Source organism: Acinetobacter sp. I-MWF, assembly GCF_025433935.1.
Classification (GTDB): domain Bacteria; phylum Pseudomonadota; class Gammaproteobacteria; order Pseudomonadales; family Moraxellaceae; genus Acinetobacter; species Acinetobacter guillouiae.
This window is the reverse complement of the sequence record NZ_JAMBAR010000001.1, coordinates 3,994,656-4,009,775: the sequence shown is the minus strand read 5'-3', so window position 1 is coordinate 4,009,775 and position 15,120 is coordinate 3,994,656. Positions and strand designations below refer to the sequence as shown.

Annotated in this window: 12 protein-coding genes and 1 tRNA gene; 4 read left to right on the top strand and 9 right to left on the bottom strand. The window is 33.2% G+C overall.

The genetic code is table 11. The features are described 5' to 3' along the window. Positions 1 to 53: 53 nt before the first annotated feature. A complete protein-coding gene (locus M2R48_RS18445; protein WP_096735464.1) occupies positions 54 to 692 on the bottom strand; it encodes a sterol desaturase family protein in 639 nt (212 codons plus the stop codon). 152 nt (positions 693 to 844) lie between these two features. Between M2R48_RS18445 and M2R48_RS18440 the strand changes: the two genes are divergently transcribed. Both M2R48_RS18440 and aqpZ read left to right on the top strand, forming a co-directional pair. Further along, the gene (locus M2R48_RS18440; RefSeq protein WP_262087088.1) at positions 845 to 1,852 is read left to right on the top strand and encodes an AraC family transcriptional regulator; all 1,008 of its coding nucleotides are present in this window, start codon (positions 845 to 847) and stop codon (positions 1,850 to 1,852) included. A 275-nt stretch (positions 1,853 to 2,127) separates the two neighbouring features. Next, the gene (aqpZ, locus tag M2R48_RS18435) at positions 2,128 to 2,820 is read left to right on the top strand and encodes an aquaporin Z (RefSeq protein WP_004718527.1); all 693 of its coding nucleotides are present in this window, start codon (positions 2,128 to 2,130) and stop codon (positions 2,818 to 2,820) included. Positions 2,821 to 2,928: 108 nt separating this feature from the next. Here the strand turns inward: aqpZ and M2R48_RS18430 are convergent, their stop codons facing one another. From M2R48_RS18430 to M2R48_RS18420, 3 genes are all read right to left on the bottom strand, one after another. Continuing rightward, positions 2,929 to 3,174: a hypothetical protein gene (locus M2R48_RS18430; RefSeq protein WP_004818484.1), complete on the bottom strand. Its 246-nt coding sequence runs from the start codon at positions 3,172 to 3,174 to the stop codon at positions 2,929 to 2,931. Positions 3,175 to 3,253: 79 nt separating this feature from the next. Beyond that, positions 3,254 to 4,276 carry a DNA/RNA non-specific endonuclease gene (locus tag M2R48_RS18425; RefSeq protein WP_262087531.1) on the bottom strand — a complete coding sequence of 341 codons (1,023 nt, stop codon included), beginning with the start codon at positions 4,274 to 4,276 and terminating at the stop codon, positions 3,254 to 3,256. A gap of 597 nt (positions 4,277 to 4,873) precedes the next feature. Continuing rightward, on the bottom strand, positions 4,874 to 6,754 hold the full coding sequence (locus tag M2R48_RS18420) for a potassium transporter Kup (protein ID WP_004718533.1): 1,881 nt from the start codon (positions 6,752 to 6,754) through the stop codon (positions 4,874 to 4,876). Positions 6,755 to 6,875: 121 nt separating this feature from the next. Here M2R48_RS18420 and M2R48_RS18415 point away from each other — a divergent pair. Then, positions 6,876 to 6,966 (top strand) — tRNA-Ser (locus M2R48_RS18415). An 839-nt stretch (positions 6,967 to 7,805) separates the two neighbouring features. Then, entirely contained in the window at positions 7,806 to 10,289 is a 2,484-nt protein-coding gene (locus M2R48_RS18410; protein ID WP_262087087.1) for a DEAD/DEAH box helicase family protein, read from the top strand. Positions 10,290 to 10,403: 114 nt separating this feature from the next. Here M2R48_RS18410 and M2R48_RS18405 read toward each other — a convergent pair whose 3' ends face one another. Genes M2R48_RS18405 through M2R48_RS18385 form a run of 5 tightly spaced genes read right to left on the bottom strand, consistent with a single transcriptional unit; the run spans position 10,404 to position 14,973 of the window. Then, on the bottom strand, positions 10,404 to 11,429 hold the full coding sequence (locus M2R48_RS18405; protein ID WP_262087086.1) for a nucleoid-associated protein: 1,026 nt from the start codon (positions 11,427 to 11,429) through the stop codon (positions 10,404 to 10,406). 4 nt (positions 11,430 to 11,433) lie between these two features. Continuing rightward, the gene (locus tag M2R48_RS18400) at positions 11,434 to 12,981 is read right to left on the bottom strand and encodes a DUF3732 domain-containing protein (RefSeq protein WP_262087085.1); all 1,548 of its coding nucleotides are present in this window, start codon (positions 12,979 to 12,981) and stop codon (positions 11,434 to 11,436) included. Then, positions 12,957 to 13,292 carry a hypothetical protein gene (locus tag M2R48_RS18395; RefSeq protein ID WP_262087084.1) on the bottom strand — a complete coding sequence of 112 codons (336 nt, stop codon included), beginning with the start codon at positions 13,290 to 13,292 and terminating at the stop codon, positions 12,957 to 12,959. The genes M2R48_RS18400 and M2R48_RS18395 overlap by 25 nt, the downstream gene beginning before the upstream one ends. Then, positions 13,289 to 13,735, bottom strand: coding sequence for a three component ABC system middle component (locus tag M2R48_RS18390; RefSeq protein WP_262087083.1), 447 nt, complete (start codon positions 13,733 to 13,735; stop codon positions 13,289 to 13,291). Before M2R48_RS18390 ends, M2R48_RS18395 begins: the two co-directional genes overlap by 4 nt. Then, entirely contained in the window at positions 13,732 to 14,973 is a 1,242-nt protein-coding gene (locus M2R48_RS18385; protein ID WP_262087081.1) for a hypothetical protein, read from the bottom strand. The genes M2R48_RS18390 and M2R48_RS18385 overlap by 4 nt, the downstream gene beginning before the upstream one ends. Positions 14,974 to 15,120: the final 147 nt, after the last annotated feature.

Sequence of the window (15,120 nt, the reverse complement as noted above, 5' to 3'; positions counted from 1 at the left end):
TTTACTGAAGTTTTAAACAGATCAGAATAAGCAACAACATTGAAAAAGCCCAATTAAGCCACAGAATCGTTGAGCTTTTGGGTATTTTCCTCAACCAATTGCGGTTTTTTCTCTACCCATTTGGCTGGAAAATATTTTTCTATGCTGGATGATAACCAGTTTGCGATTGGCTGAGGCAGTTTCACACCTAAAGGATTTTGCTCTTGCAGATCCGCAGAAGAAATCACCCGTGTTCCCATCAGGTAGTCAAACCAAGGCTTAGTGACACACCAGTTGGCATCTTGGTTCGAGTTCATATGGTGATCATAATGCCAAGGAATTTTCTTCATCGCCCAATCTGGCTCTAAATGTGCACGGCGATGGATATAATAATAATTACATGCACTATAAAGCGATGCCGCAACCATCCCTTTCGAAATCGGGTAGAAAATCAAACTTGCCGCACCTGCAACCACCGCCAAAGAAACGATTTCATTTTTGGTTCGCCAATTTGAAATCCCTTCTACATAGCCATCATCATGAAAATCTTGTTTACGCACTTCACGATGATGTTCCCAATGCGATTTCATACTGCGTGGCACTGGACTAAAACGTGGTTTTCCTGGGCGATGTTGACCATGTAAAATATAGTTATGCGCAACCCATTCAAAACCATTTGCGACGACCAATCCGACTAAAAAACCTTTTAACATAATCAATCCCTCTTGCTTATTGTGAATATAAAACATGCTGGGAAATAGGTATTGACATCAAAAAGTATTTTCATTGACAAATTACGACAAATTAAAATAGTATAATGTTTAAACTACAGCTGACGTAGATCACACAATAACAAGATGTGTAAATGATGCAAGTAAAGGACTATGCGGGCTCGATATATGGCGGGCTTGGACAATTACTCTATACTTTTAGTGAAGCTAAAGGTCTAAAGATCTCATCCAAACTACAACAGATTCAAAATGTTGAACGCTTTGACTATACCGTTTGGCGTGAAATCTTGGATGACATTCAATCACAAGTACAAAGCCCAGCTTTGGGTCTAGACATCTCTAAATATGTACAAACCAAACATATTGGTATCATTGCCTATATTGCACAATCTTGTGACACGCTTGGAGAGGCACTCACCCGCTACCATGATTTTCATCGATTGATTTATGATGGAAGCCCGCTGAAAGTTGAATATTATGATGAACAGCACATCTCGGTACGTTGGGAAAATCTACCCACCCATTTAACCACTCAAATTACTGATGAAATTGCGATGGCCGTGGTGATTCAGTTTTTAAGACAATTTATATCCGATGATATAAACCTGTATCAGGTTAATTTTATTCATCCTCAGCCTAAAAACAGCATGCTGTATCAAGCATTCTTTAAGTGTCCTGTGCTCTTTCAACAAGAAAAAGTCGAACTGATCTTTCCCATCAGCGCACTTGCGATTTCCTTTAAACGCAGTGATCAAACCCTACAAAAACTACTGATGCAACAAGCACAAGCCTTGCTTGAAAGCTTACCCAATGCCACCCAGTTAGATGAACGCTTACAACAAAGTATTTTATTGGGATTACAAAAAAACAATTATCAAATCGAAGCGATTGCCAAACAATTGAATATGTCGATACGACAATTACAACGCCATCTACAAAGTCAGAACACCACCTATCAACAACGTGTTCAAGATGTCCGCCAATTATTGGCCTTTCAATATCTGCAAGATCCTCATTTAGGCTTGCATGAAATTGCCCTGCTTCTCAGTTACTCAGAACAAAGTGCTTTCCAACGTGCGTTTAAACAATGGACAGACTTAACACCGCAACAATGGCGTATTCAGCATCGAGAATTTAAGTAATTGTGAATTAAATTTATAGATAAAAACAGCATGTTTCACCATTCTCACCACTCATTTGTTTAGCAATAAATATCTGTAAAATATAATTTTTTAAAATAAAATCAGAATATTAGCCGATATTGATATGAATATTTTTTATTTGTGATTTTATTTTCATATTTTTAGACTATTATCTTTATACAGAAAATAAAAGTTGTACCCACCCCACGGTTATCAACTATCTAAAAATAGTCATATAACCCCATTCCGTTCAAAAAAATAATTTAGGAATCAATATGAATAAATATCTCGCAGAATTTATCGGAACCTTTTGGCTGGTGTTTGGAGGATGTGGTAGCGCAATATTTGCCGCTGCTTTTCCAGAACTGGGCATCGGTTTTGCTGGTGTTGCACTGGCATTCGGTTTAACCGTACTCACAGGCGCTTTTGCTTTAGGGCATATCTCAGGCGGGCATTTTAACCCTGCGGTCAGTGTGGGTTTATGGGTAGGTGGCCGTTTTAATGCCAAAGACTTAGCCCCTTATATTATTGCTCAAGTCATCGGTGGTATTTTGGCCGCATTTGTTTTGTATTTAATCGTACAAGGTCAGGCGGGATTCACAGGAACTGGCGGATTCGCCAGCAATGGTTTTGGTGATTTATCCCCAGGGAAATATTCTTTAGTTTCAGCCTTGTTAATTGAAATCGTATTAACCGCCTTTTTCTTAATTGTTATTCTCGGTTCAACAGATAAACGTGCACCTGCTGGCTTTGCCCCGATTGCCATCGGTTTAGCACTTACTTTGATTCACTTAATTAGTATCCCCGTCACCAATACCTCAGTTAATCCAGCACGAAGTACTGCTGTGGCTTTATTTGCTGAAACAGCAGCATTGAGTCAATTATGGTTATTCTGGGTGGCGCCAATTGTCGGTGCAATCATTGGGGCATTGATTTATAAGGTTGTGGGTAATGAACCACAGTCTTAAATAGATTTTCAATGTAAAAAAACCTGCTTCGGCAGGTTTTTTTATACATATAAACTAATGAATTAGAACATAACTAATTCAAAAATGGCTTAAAAATAAATATGGTCTTTAAAGAAATGGATTCTCTATTTCGCCTTCGCTTTGACGCGCAAGCTGTTCTGGTAGATCACTTTGCTTCTCTAAACTTGCTACAACTTCATTGAGATAGCTTTGTAAAAGCTTAGCCGCTTTTAAGCCAGCTTGATCTTTGGTGATCTGTAAATTGCCATAAATACTGACACAGTCAGTTTGATTTTCTAAGGTTAAATCATGAATTGAATGTGATTCGGTGCCATTCTCAAACGGTTTAAACATTTTTAATTTTCTCAATTTTTTTCGATCTTATTCACAGTATAAATAGATTCTCAAAAGATACTGCACCATCAACGCTGAATTATTTCAAAATTTGTAAAATATATTGCAACAACGCTTCAACCAATTGTTTCACCAAAGCATCTTTGGTTTCTGGGTCTACTTTTGGCAATTGCATATTCGATGTAGTTGTTAAACCACTTTTGGGTTGGAACTGCTTTTGCAGTGCAGTGATTTTATCCTGACTGACCTCTTCTGCACATTGGCTTTCCGCATCCCAATGTGAGTACTCAATTTCTTTATTGACCTTGACCTGCTTTGCGTTCAAAGGCAATTTATAGGTATTGCGCTTTTGTTCTTCAGTCAGTTGTGGAAATAAATTCATCCCCAACTGTTCTTCTAAATAACATACGCTGACCACCTTAACCTGAAGTGAATCATTATTTGGTGCATAGTACGCACCAATGATCCCGTGTTTAGGCAAGTAAATCGCTTTATAGATTGCGGTTGGAACAATCACACCCTTTCCAATGGTTTTTAGTTTTTTCCCAGAAAAAACTGGGCCAGTGACCACATAAACATCTTTCTTTTGCTTGGTGACAATTGCACGAGTTGCTTCTTCTAACTCACGCCAAACTTGTTGGTTATTTTTAGCAGCTTGCGGCACCATATTGGCCAAAGAAAAGCTGTCAAACTGTGATTCTTTATTGGGCATATCGGCATTGGGTGACATATGACCACGATCATATCCTGAACCACGATAATCCGATAATAATGCACGATGTGTAGCGTTTACACGTGGCTCTTCGTGGAAATTATCTTCACGTTTAATCTTTTGACTTAAGCGCTGTGGCGATAAATATTCTGCTGTCCATAACGGTGTTTTAGAAACACCCGAATACATTACATTAAACCCGTTAAAACATAAGGGATAACTGTTTTTCTTTAAACTTTCTTTGATTAAAACAGGTGGTTGCTCTCGATAGAACTGATTTAAACACGTAGAGTTATTGGTACTACTTTGGGTAAACGGCAGTAACTGAAAAATTTTCTCTTGGCCAAACGCAATCGCAAAACTTCCAGTAGCAACAACACCCAACACCATTTTAACTACTGAATTTTTCAACAAAGGCTTCCTAAACAAGGTTAAATAAACAATCCACTCAAAACCCTTACAGAATAAGTTTTTGAATTTAAATAGCTTAACAAGTCAATAAACTGAAAGATATTGTGTCGACCTTCAACCGAGTAAAGCTTCTACGATTTGTGCTTAACTAAACAACATTCCATGTAACAATCTATTGTTTATTTCATAAAAAATGCTAGAAAATCAAATATCTTACAGATGCTTTATTGCACTTGTGATCATGATTATGTCATGTTGCGCAGCGTTGTTCGACAGCCTTGCGACACAATTTGTCGTATGGAATCATTTTATGTTGATGTCTCGCGATTTGCTGGGGAAAATTGAATAATAAAAGCATTCAAACTCAGCATTCTAAAGGGTTTAATACTGTCTCAGTGCAATATCAACCTATCTACTTTTACGGGATCAAGAATACCGAAGATAAGAATTCGTATTTTCAAGATTTAGAGGAAATATCCCTGCCAAAAATAAAGTGAATCAATGTAATACATCAGCCCATAAAACCCATGGGCAAAAAAAAGCCAGAATGACTTCTGGCTTTTGATTGATATGAATTTAGATTTCGATCTGGCTGCCCATTTCCACCACACGGTTTGGCGGGATTTGATAGAAATCACTCACTGGACTGGTATTACGTTGCATCGAAATAAACAGTTTTTCACGCCATGGTGCCATTCCATCACCCACGGTATGAATCAAACGATCACGTGAGATGAAGAAACTGATATGCATCATGTCAAATTCAACTTCTAGCTGCTTATAAGCCAACTCAAGCGCGTTTGGAATATCAGGTTGATCCTTAAAGCCATAGTAAACAAAAACACGTTGGAAGCGCTTATCTAAGACTTCAACACGAATTCTTTCTTGGTCTGGTACATAGGGTACATCACGGGTAATCACCGTCACCATAATATTGCGTTCATGCAGGACTTTATTGTGCTTAATATTGTGCAACATCGCATGTGGAACAATATTTGGATTACCGGTTAAGAATACCGCTTGACCGGGTACAAACTGAGTTTCATCACTCAAACTGACACTTTTAATAAAGAGATCCAACGGCAAGGCATCTTTTTCCAAACGGTTAAAGACAATTTCTCGCCCGGTTTTCCACGTCATCAGAATAGTAAATACGATTGCACCGATCAGGATCGGAACCCATCCACCTGAAATGATTTTTAATGAGGTTGACCCAATAAAAATACTATCAATTACTAAAAATGGGATAGCGAACAATGCCACTTTCCACTTTGGCCAACGCCAAAAACCATATGCCAAGATTGAAATCAAAATCGTATCGCATAACATGGTCATGGTGACCGCTACACCATAAGCATTGGCAAGATTGGCACTGTTTTGGAAAATCACAATCAATAAAAGAATCGAGACGTAGAGTATCCAGTTGATAAAGGGCAAATAAATCTGACCTTGTTCTACATCAGAAGTGTGGTGCACAGTTAATCTTGGCAAATAACGTAGCTGAATGGCTTGGTTTGCCATTGAAAACACACCTGTAATCACCGCTTGTGAGGCAATCACCGCTGCCGCTGTAGCTAAGGCAATCATGGGGTATAAGCCCCACTCAGGTACAAGCAAATAGAATGGGTTTTCAATCGCGCTTGGATTACGCAGTAATAACGCACCTTGCCCTGCATAATTTAATAACAGACAAGGCAAAACAATGATAAACCAGCCTAAACGGATCGGCAGTCGACCAAAATGCCCCATATCAGCATAGAGTGCTTCACCACCTGTAACCGTCAAAATCACCGCACCCATGGTTAAAAAGGCCACAAAGGGTTGATGAAAAATAAAGTTCAGCGCCCAATGTGGACTGAGCATGCTTAAGACATAGGGGGTTTGGCTAATACTATGAATACCGATTAGACCGATAGAGGCAAACCAAGTTAAGGTGATTGGACCAAAAAACTTGCCCATGGTACCCGTACCATGTCTTTGTACCAGAAACAGTGCGGTAAGAATCCCGATTGCCAAAGGCATCAGCCATTTATTAAACATGGGTGTGGCAATACTCAGCCCTTCAATGGCTGAAAGTACTGAAATTGCTGGGGTAATAATGCCATCACCAAAAAACAGCGATGCACCAATAAATCCCAAGGCAATTAAATAGATTTTGCGATTATCTGCGATACGATTAGATCGTAAGTTCAACGCCAGCAAGGACATGATACCACCCTCACCATTGTTATCTGCTCGCATGATAATGGTGACGTATTTAAAGCTGATGGTGAGCATCATGCACCAGAAAATCAGTGACAAGATCCCAAGCACGGTCGCTTCGGTGATGGCAATGTGTGCAGTCAGAAAACATTGGCGTAGGGCGTACAAGGGACTGGTTCCGATGTCTCCAAATACCACCCCTAATGCTGCGAGTGTGATCGCAGGTAACGCGGCTTTTTTTGCAGTACTTTGCATAGATTCGTCTTCAAAAATTTAGACACTATTTTTGCGCAATCATATCACTGTGAAATTTTTTTTGCTCTAAATCAATTGTTGCTTGGCAGAAATCTTTTTTTTGGTTATTATCCCACGCCTTGGTGAAGTGTCCGAGTGGCTTAAGGAGCACGCCTGGAAAGTGTGTATACGTTTATAGCGTATCGAGGGTTCGAATCCCTCTTTCACCGCCAGAATTGAAAAAACTGTATGCTGATGCAGTAGAGAAAGGCTTAAATCTTAAGGGTTTAGGCCTTTTTTGTTGTCTTTCTAATGATCAAAATCTTGATATGGTTGGGGGTATAATTCATTTATGGAGGATACCTGCTGAAAAAATGAAAATGACACAGCCCCACATCATTTCATTATCCAAACAGGTAATTGAACTCCTTGAAAGACTGGCAACAAGCAGAGTGTAATAGTATCAGCAATACTAATGTCTGCTCTTAAAGAAGCTTCAATCCATTTATGACTCATCTTGCGACCTTTAGTCTTTGTGCCATCTAAACCAACCTTACCTTTACTTCCTTCCAAAGCGCTTTCATTCTGAATAGAAGTCTCTACACTTGTTTGTCTTTTTCCTAAATCTGAGAGTTCATCATATTCAGTCTTATTATTAAATATCTCGCCAATCTCACTACGAGTGTCTACAATAGCCTTCGCACTAATGCAATAATATTTAGCAATTTAAAAAAGTTATGCGTTTAACTTATTGATACAAATTGAGTATTTCGGTACGTTCAACTGGACTACACGTTTTCTGGTTTTAGCTGTGATATTTAGCGCTTCGGTGGTCATTGTCATATGTCTATAAATGAATATAGGTAATCATTTCATCAATCAACACTTATTTCTTCTGAACTGAGGTTAGAAATATACAAGGAATCATTTTTTGATTTTTTAAATGATAAAAATTAAGAAGAGTAAAATAATAAAGAGAAGCAAATTTAGTATAATTGTATGACTAAATAAGATATTTATGTTAAAAATTGATATAAATAAGTAATAAAACTTTAAAGAAAAGAGGTGAAAAATGTCTTTCTTCGATAGCTTTTACACAGATGTTGAACCATTGACAATAAAAAATATAAGCGAAACATACGAGTCTTTAGATGCTAAAAGTTCCCATGCAGCATTAAGACCAGTACAAAAAGAATGTATAAGTTTATTAGATGAAAAACTAGACCAAAAAGATGTAATACTTAAATTAAGTACGGGATCAGGTAAAACTGCTATAGGTTTACTATACTTAAAATATTATGGGCATAAATATGAAGAACCTACGGTTTTCTTAGTTCCTAACTTACAATTAGCTAAACAAGTTGCGCAAGAAGCGAATAGTTTAGGAATCGCATATACACTTTATGGTCAAGGAGATAGATACGTTGACCATGATGCTATGAGGGGAAATTCAATCATTATCTCTACTTATGATAAATTGTTTAATGGCATCAATACTTTTCAAACTTATAATATTAATCCATGTGCTATCGTTTTTGATGATGTACATAGTGGTGTAGACATAGTCAGAAAACAATTCACACTCTCTGGAAGTAGTGAATGTTATACAAAAATTATAGGACTGTTTAAAGAAGCCTGCTCGAATTATGATGCTATGGAATGGTTAGAATTACAAAATGCGAATGCTAGTTTCGAAATACCTTATTGGATATGGTTAGATAAACTACCAAAGGTAGTTGAGATATTAGAAAAATATAAAGAAGATTTTAAATTTTCTTATCCACTTGTTAAAAATGACTTAGCATTTTGTAGATGTATACTAAGTGAAAATAAATTTGAAATAGCTACAGATGTAGTAAATATAAAGAGAAATAGGCCTTACTATGAAACAAAACATAAATTATTTATGTCGGCTACTCTAAATGATAGTGAGAACTTTATTAGAACTTTAGGTATTAATAAAGCAAGCTTTGATTCAATAGTTAGTCCTGAATCTGATAAAGGAATTGGCGAAAGAATGATTTTAGTACCATCTTTGGTATCAATTGATTTCAATAGAACAAAAATTATAGAAATATGTAAAGATTTTAGCCAAACATATTCAGTATTTATTCTTACATCATCAACCCCACAGACAAATGACTGGCTTGAAGTGGGTGCAAAACTTCTAAATAGCGAAAATATTGAAGATGAATTGAATTTATTGAAGCAATCCACACATAAAAAAGGATTATATATAATGGCTCAAAGGTTTGAAGGATTAGACTTAGCTGACGATCTTTGTAGAATATTAGTTATAGATGATATACCTTTCGGTGAAAGGCTGATAGACAATTATGATTCAAATTGTTTAGGGGATATTGGTGGGTATGGGAAAAAAAATATTTTTAGAATCGAACAAGGAATGGGGAGAGCAGTACGGTCACATGTAGATTATGCGGTGGTGTTATTAGCTGGAGATGATTTAAGCTCTTTTATCGCACAAAAGCAATGTAGAGAAGCGTTAAGCACAGAAACTAATGGACAACTTGAGTTAGGTATAAAAATGACTAAAAAAGTTGCTCAATCCCCAACTGGCGACAAAATAGAAATTTTTAAAGAAGTAATGAATGGATGCTTAACAAGAGATCCTGGTTGGAAGCATACTTATTCATCAGCAATGAAAAAATTAGTGAAACTAAACTCTCCAATAAATAATGAAGTTATTAATGCATCAGAAAAAGAGCGCTTATATTACGAATCATCATTCGATAAGCAATATTTCGATCATAAAGATGATTTTAATGAGTCTATAAATCAATTAGATGATTCTCCAGTGAAAGCAAAATTCATAGAAAGCTTTGCTCGTATTGTAAACTTTTATGACTTTGAAATGAGTCAAAAGTTACAAGCTAAAGCTCGGCAAATTAACTCTAACCTATTAAAACCAAATACAATTCTTCCAAGGAAAATAACTAAGGAATCAACTCCTGCAGGAATTAATATTGCAAATATAATTGAGGAATATAGTGAATTAAATGGTTTACTTTTGAATCTAAAAAGCCTGAGACAAAATTTTGGATTTTCGGAAAAAAACAGTAAGATAATAGAAGTAAATTTTAAAAAATTAGGTGATTATTTAGGAGCGGACTCATCAAATCCGGAAATAGATTTTAAAAATGGACCTGATGTATGTTGGTATTTAGACAATAAAGTATTTGTAATCGAGATAAAACATAATAAAACCGCCCCACTAACTAAAAGTGACGCAGGACAATTAGCTGTTTCAACTCAATGGACCTTGGATCACTACCTACCATTAATCACAGTAGTTCCTGTAACCGTAACCAATGTCAAGGAAGCTCAATCAGATGCTATTTATGCGGATGCGACATTAATACTTGATCAGGAAAACACTGAAAATTTGATTGATGATTTAATTGATTTTTATACTAGCATTATAGCTTCAGGCTTTACTTCATCAAATCAAGTTAGCAGTGAACTATTAAGTAAAAAGTTGGATTCAAATTCCATATTAAGAGTTTATTTTAAAAATTTAAAAAATAGCATTAAATAATATTAACAAAGGAATTAAGAATCAAATTCTTTATTCCTTTAAATTAAAAAAAGACAGCATAAAAAATTTCAAGCTGTCTTTTTTATAAAAGCTTCATAAACATGTATAGTTTAACTAATTTTCATCTTCATAATATAATTTATAAAACTTCCGTCCGTCCTCATCTATACATTTTTCCATAAAAGCATTACTTCCATGAACATAAATATGAAAATTCTTGTCAAGTTTTATAATACTCTTAAAATTTCTCTTTTGTTTTTTTACAGCATTAGTTGAAATAGAAAATTCTTCTGGAAAGTCTCTTAAATTATTATGATTAATTTTATCAAAAAATTCTATTATATCTGACCTTAACAACACTTCATTATTAAAATTTTCTTTTTTAAAAACTGAATTGTCTTCAAAATACTCAATAGATTTATTTAAAATAGATATTTTTTCTTCTTTAGATACATTTACCTCCACATCCAAATCATTATTAATGATTTTTTTTAAATCATCTAAAAAAAACTTTGTCTGATTAAATTCATTTTCAATGGGTCTTATATGTAAAAAATCTTCTTTCCAATAAATTGATTCAGACTTAGTATTCATTGTATTAGTAACAAGAACCAGAAACCCATGTTCTTTATTTATATTAAATACAATACATCCTTTTTTTGTTTTTTGAAGACTTATACCTTTTTGATATTCTAAATTAATACTATCAACTCCTGAATCAACTTTCAAAACAATCTCTTTCTCCTCCGACTTAAACATAGCTATGCAATCACACTTTACTTCATTTAAATAACAATTATTAAAATAAGAAATACATAATTCACCTGTTTTAATTTTAGGATGAACGCTTTTGTCATAAAGGTATTTCCCTAGATTTTTAGAATGCTCAAGAAAACTATCTGGATTTTCAAAAATAGAGGAAACCATTTGATAAACAGGATTTAACTCAAGCTTAGGATCAAAATAAAACTGATAAATCTCTTCATTTCTAAATCCATCTAATAATAATTTTACAATATACTCTTCAATATCAGTATAGGAGCTTTCTTTTTCAGAAAACTTTACTCCATCCCCTGTATTTTTATTTCCAACAGAATGAATTGCAAAATGTTTGAGATTTCCAAAAGTTATATTTTCCATCAACTTACCTATTAAAAACTTCCTGCGGAATTAAACCTTTGCCATTTATGAACTCATCAACAGTATGAAAATACTCAAAATTATTGTTTATCCAATAATCTTTAGAAGCGTGTTCAACTAATAAAATTTGAAAATCACTTTCATTCTCTTCAATCATAAACTTAAAAAAAAGATTTAATAAGTTAAATACATCCAATAATTTAGTCTCATCATCATTCTCTCCCCCAAAATATGGCTGACTCGGTTGATCAATGAATAGAAACTCTGGAACATATTTATTTTCAGTATTTAAAATAACATGCTCATGGAAACCAAGAAAAAAACACAAATGCAAAAACATATAATTAGATGCACTTCCTATATTATCTAAAGGAAATAACTGACCATAAGGGTAAAGTTGTAGAACTGAAACTTCCTTGTTAAATACAACTCGACTATCCTTATAAGCAGATAAAGACTTAATTAAATCAAAATTACGTTGAATACAACTATCCAACAATGTGCTCATTTTAAAACCACGCTGCGGCATTGTATTAATTAAATCCTTATTTTCTCTTAGCTCTTTATAAAGTTCATCATTCTCATCGATATCTATAGACTTTGTTGGTTTTTTACTTAAAATATCTCTTAAAGCATACTTAATTTCTCCAATGCAAATCAGTTTTTCTGCCTGCGACTGAAAATTATCCTGAAAGGAACTTAATTCTTTAATCTTCTCTTCAATTACATCTAATTCTATACTCAGAAAATCTATTTCAGCTAAAAAGTTTAGAGGTTTTTCTGGTTTTTTATTTATACTATTCTTAATATCCATCAATGATGATTCTAACAACTCTATAAAAGTTTTTACCTCATATGAGTCAATCAACTGATCAGAAAGATTTTCTTGAAGAAATTTTATTGGCTGCAAACTATCTGCATATTTTTCTAAGTTCTTTCTGTACAAATCATATTCTTTTTGATATTGATTAATAGAAAAAATCTTTGTCTTAAGTTTTCTTTTTGTACTAGACAATGAGTCAATTTCTTCTAATATTTTTTCATTTTTAGCTGATTTATCAATATTATCTATACTTTTTTTAATTAGGTTTATAGCCTCTTCCTGATCATCAAATGATTGAGAATAATCAATAATATTTAACTTCTTACATTTATCTATAATTTCAAATAGACCATCATTAAATTCCTTATTTTCTTTAATAATCTTTTTATTATTTTTTTTAATTTTCGTTATCTCAGCTTCAATTTCATCAATTCTTTTTTTCGCAGCAATAATTCCAAAATCTCTAATTCCTGTTGCCAAATCAAATATATAAGGCAAAGCTTCATCATATTCTTTCTTACCATAATGTGTAGTATCAAAATATGTCTCTGGCGCATCGACCATCATTTGTGTCAAAGAATTAAAAAGAAGGAAGTGTCTATAAGATAATATGAGACTTTTATTTTTATCTATTTTCTTCAATGGGTACTTAAAATTATCCTCAATTCCAAATTCTCTATCTAAAAAATTCTTTGCATCACTAATTATAAAATTTGCGTAAGGTTCCACAGGAAATCCATTAAAACCAAAATATATATCTGATGAAATAACATTATTAATTTAGAACGACGAATAATAGTTATTTCTTTATTATTGATAGAAAACCTAATACCAAACCATTTTACTTTATCGTTCACTTCACTCGCGATATTTTCTTTCCCAGCTAATAAACAGTAATCTATAATATTCCAAAAGCTTGTTTTTCCAGTTGTAGAGGCACCTGTTATGACATTTATTTTATTAGGTAAAAACTCATAACTTTTTGCTTTTTGGTTTTTCTCATGAAACCAAAGCTTTAATTCATGAAGAATAAATTTCATAGTCGGACCTTAAGAACTGAATAAAGTTTTTCAGTAGAATATTTATCTAATAAAATCAATAGTCTTGGAATAGCAGATTCAACTTTTTCAAATCTCCTCCCCTCAATACGACTTAAATTGATATCTGCTTTTATACAAATATTATCATCACTAATAAAAATATAACCACATCGTTCTAATAATGTTAGAGAATTAATTAAAACTGGCAGCAAAGAATTATATCTTTTATTAAAATTCAAGAACAATCTTGGTTCATCTTTTATAAATGATTCTAAATTCAAAATATCTTTCCTAAGAAGATAAGAAACTACTCTATCATCCAACAAAATTGGCAGAAATAAACAGGATCTTGAAATTTTTATAGATTTCACTTTATCTAGAATTGATAAAACCATACAGCTTGCCATAGCTTCATTATTGTATACATAGTAATTTTCTTTCATTTTTTCAAATATTTACCTTTCCAATCTAAATGCCAACCTAAATCCAGGCTATTTGAAAGAGCATAATAGTGACCATTACTAAGCTCAATTCCTAGAGGTGGAAAACCTGATATTGCTAAGTCTTGCTTCCTAATATAATCAACTAATTCAATACCTATATCATTAATTTCTTGACTTAAATCTTCAACTAAAATCATACTATCCAGTTGTTTTTTTATTTTTCTATATTTAGCCCTAAATTCATTAGCCCAAATCATGATACTATTATTTTTGAACCCATCTACCTCATCTTGTTGAATAAAGAACTCTTCATTCAACCAATATTCAAAATTATTTAGAAAGCTTAACATCTGTTTCGTATACAAAATTATCTCATCAGATCCTTTTTCAACCTCACCAATATCTATAAGTTGCTTAATAAAAATTTGTTCTTCAAGTTCATCTGGCAAAAAAACGTCTAACTTTCTAATAGGCAAAGGCTTGGGGTCATTTGCAATTTGGTAACACCTTCCGAATCGTTTACTAAAATCTTCAAATGTTATTTCAAAACTCTTATTATTTAAGGTATCAAAATATTTTGCATCAAATAATGCTCCAGACAACCTTTCAAAAATTGGATCTACTATTTTGGGTTGGTGAAATTTCTCCAATATTCTATCTTTAATTTTTTTTTGTATCCCTTCCACTCCAGTTTCAATATAAAGCTTAGATAAAAATTTTTTTAACTTTATTTTACCTAAGGAAATAACAGTTTTAATATACCCTTCTATTACTTTGCTCTTTGTCTCTTTTTTTAGTTCATTTAATGTAATAATAAAATTTTCCACATCATTATCTTGCTTAAAAATTAACAATGAATCAATCAATTTATTATTATCTTCGCTCTTATTTGTGATAAATATAAAACTATTTTTATTTAAAAATTCATTATATAATTTCCCCTTATCTTTAATAAAGTTTGACCAATTATGTAATGTCTTCCATAAATCGACATCCAAGTTTGTTAAATTCTGTGCTTCACCTAAGGCATTCTTAACAACAGTATGCTTTGTTTGAAATAAAATTGTTGTACCATCTTCATGATCAATATGAACGTCATCTTTTACTTCATAGCCAATTTTTTGACTAAATCTAATATCAAGCACTAAATACATAAAATAATAAAATTGATAATCATAGCCAGCACCCTGTGGAGCAGCTGTATGTTCTTTTTCAATACTTTTATTAGATATAATCATAGCTATAAAGAAATTCTTATACTTACTCTTAACATCTAATTACCACAAAATAATAAAAAAAACAACGAGATATTTTACTAATTTAATATTGCCTATAAAAACATTGTAAAACTCCTTTCACTAAGGGAATATTTACTCCCATTCTTA

Coding starts and splice junctions, on each gene's coding strand:
- M2R48_RS18440 (WP_262087088.1), top strand. CDS start 845: ATGATGCAAGTAAAGGACTATGCGGGCTCGATATATGGCGGGCTTGGA.
- M2R48_RS18425 (WP_262087531.1), bottom strand. CDS start 4,276: ATGGTGTTGGGTGTTGTTGCTACTGGAAGTTTTGCGATTGCGTTTGGC.
- M2R48_RS18420 (WP_004718533.1), bottom strand. CDS start 6,754: ATGCAAAGTACTGCAAAAAAAGCCGCGTTACCTGCGATCACACTCGCA.
- M2R48_RS18405 (WP_262087086.1), bottom strand. CDS start 11,429: ATGGAAAATATAACTTTTGGAAATCTCAAACATTTTGCAATTCATTCT.
- M2R48_RS18430 (WP_004818484.1), bottom strand. CDS start 3,174: ATGTTTAAACCGTTTGAGAATGGCACCGAATCACATTCAATTCATGAT.
- M2R48_RS18385 (WP_262087081.1), bottom strand. CDS start 14,973: ATGATTATATCTAATAAAAGTATTGAAAAAGAACATACAGCTGCTCCA.
- M2R48_RS18390 (WP_262087083.1), bottom strand. CDS start 13,735: ATGAAAGAAAATTACTATGTATACAATAATGAAGCTATGGCAAGCTGT.
- M2R48_RS18410 (WP_262087087.1), top strand. CDS start 7,806: ATGTCTTTCTTCGATAGCTTTTACACAGATGTTGAACCATTGACAATA.
- M2R48_RS18445 (WP_096735464.1), bottom strand. CDS start 692: ATGTTAAAAGGTTTTTTAGTCGGATTGGTCGTCGCAAATGGTTTTGAA.
- aqpZ (WP_004718527.1), top strand. CDS start 2,128: ATGAATAAATATCTCGCAGAATTTATCGGAACCTTTTGGCTGGTGTTT.
- M2R48_RS18395 (WP_262087084.1), bottom strand. CDS start 13,292: ATGAAATTTATTCTTCATGAATTAAAGCTTTGGTTTCATGAGAAAAAC.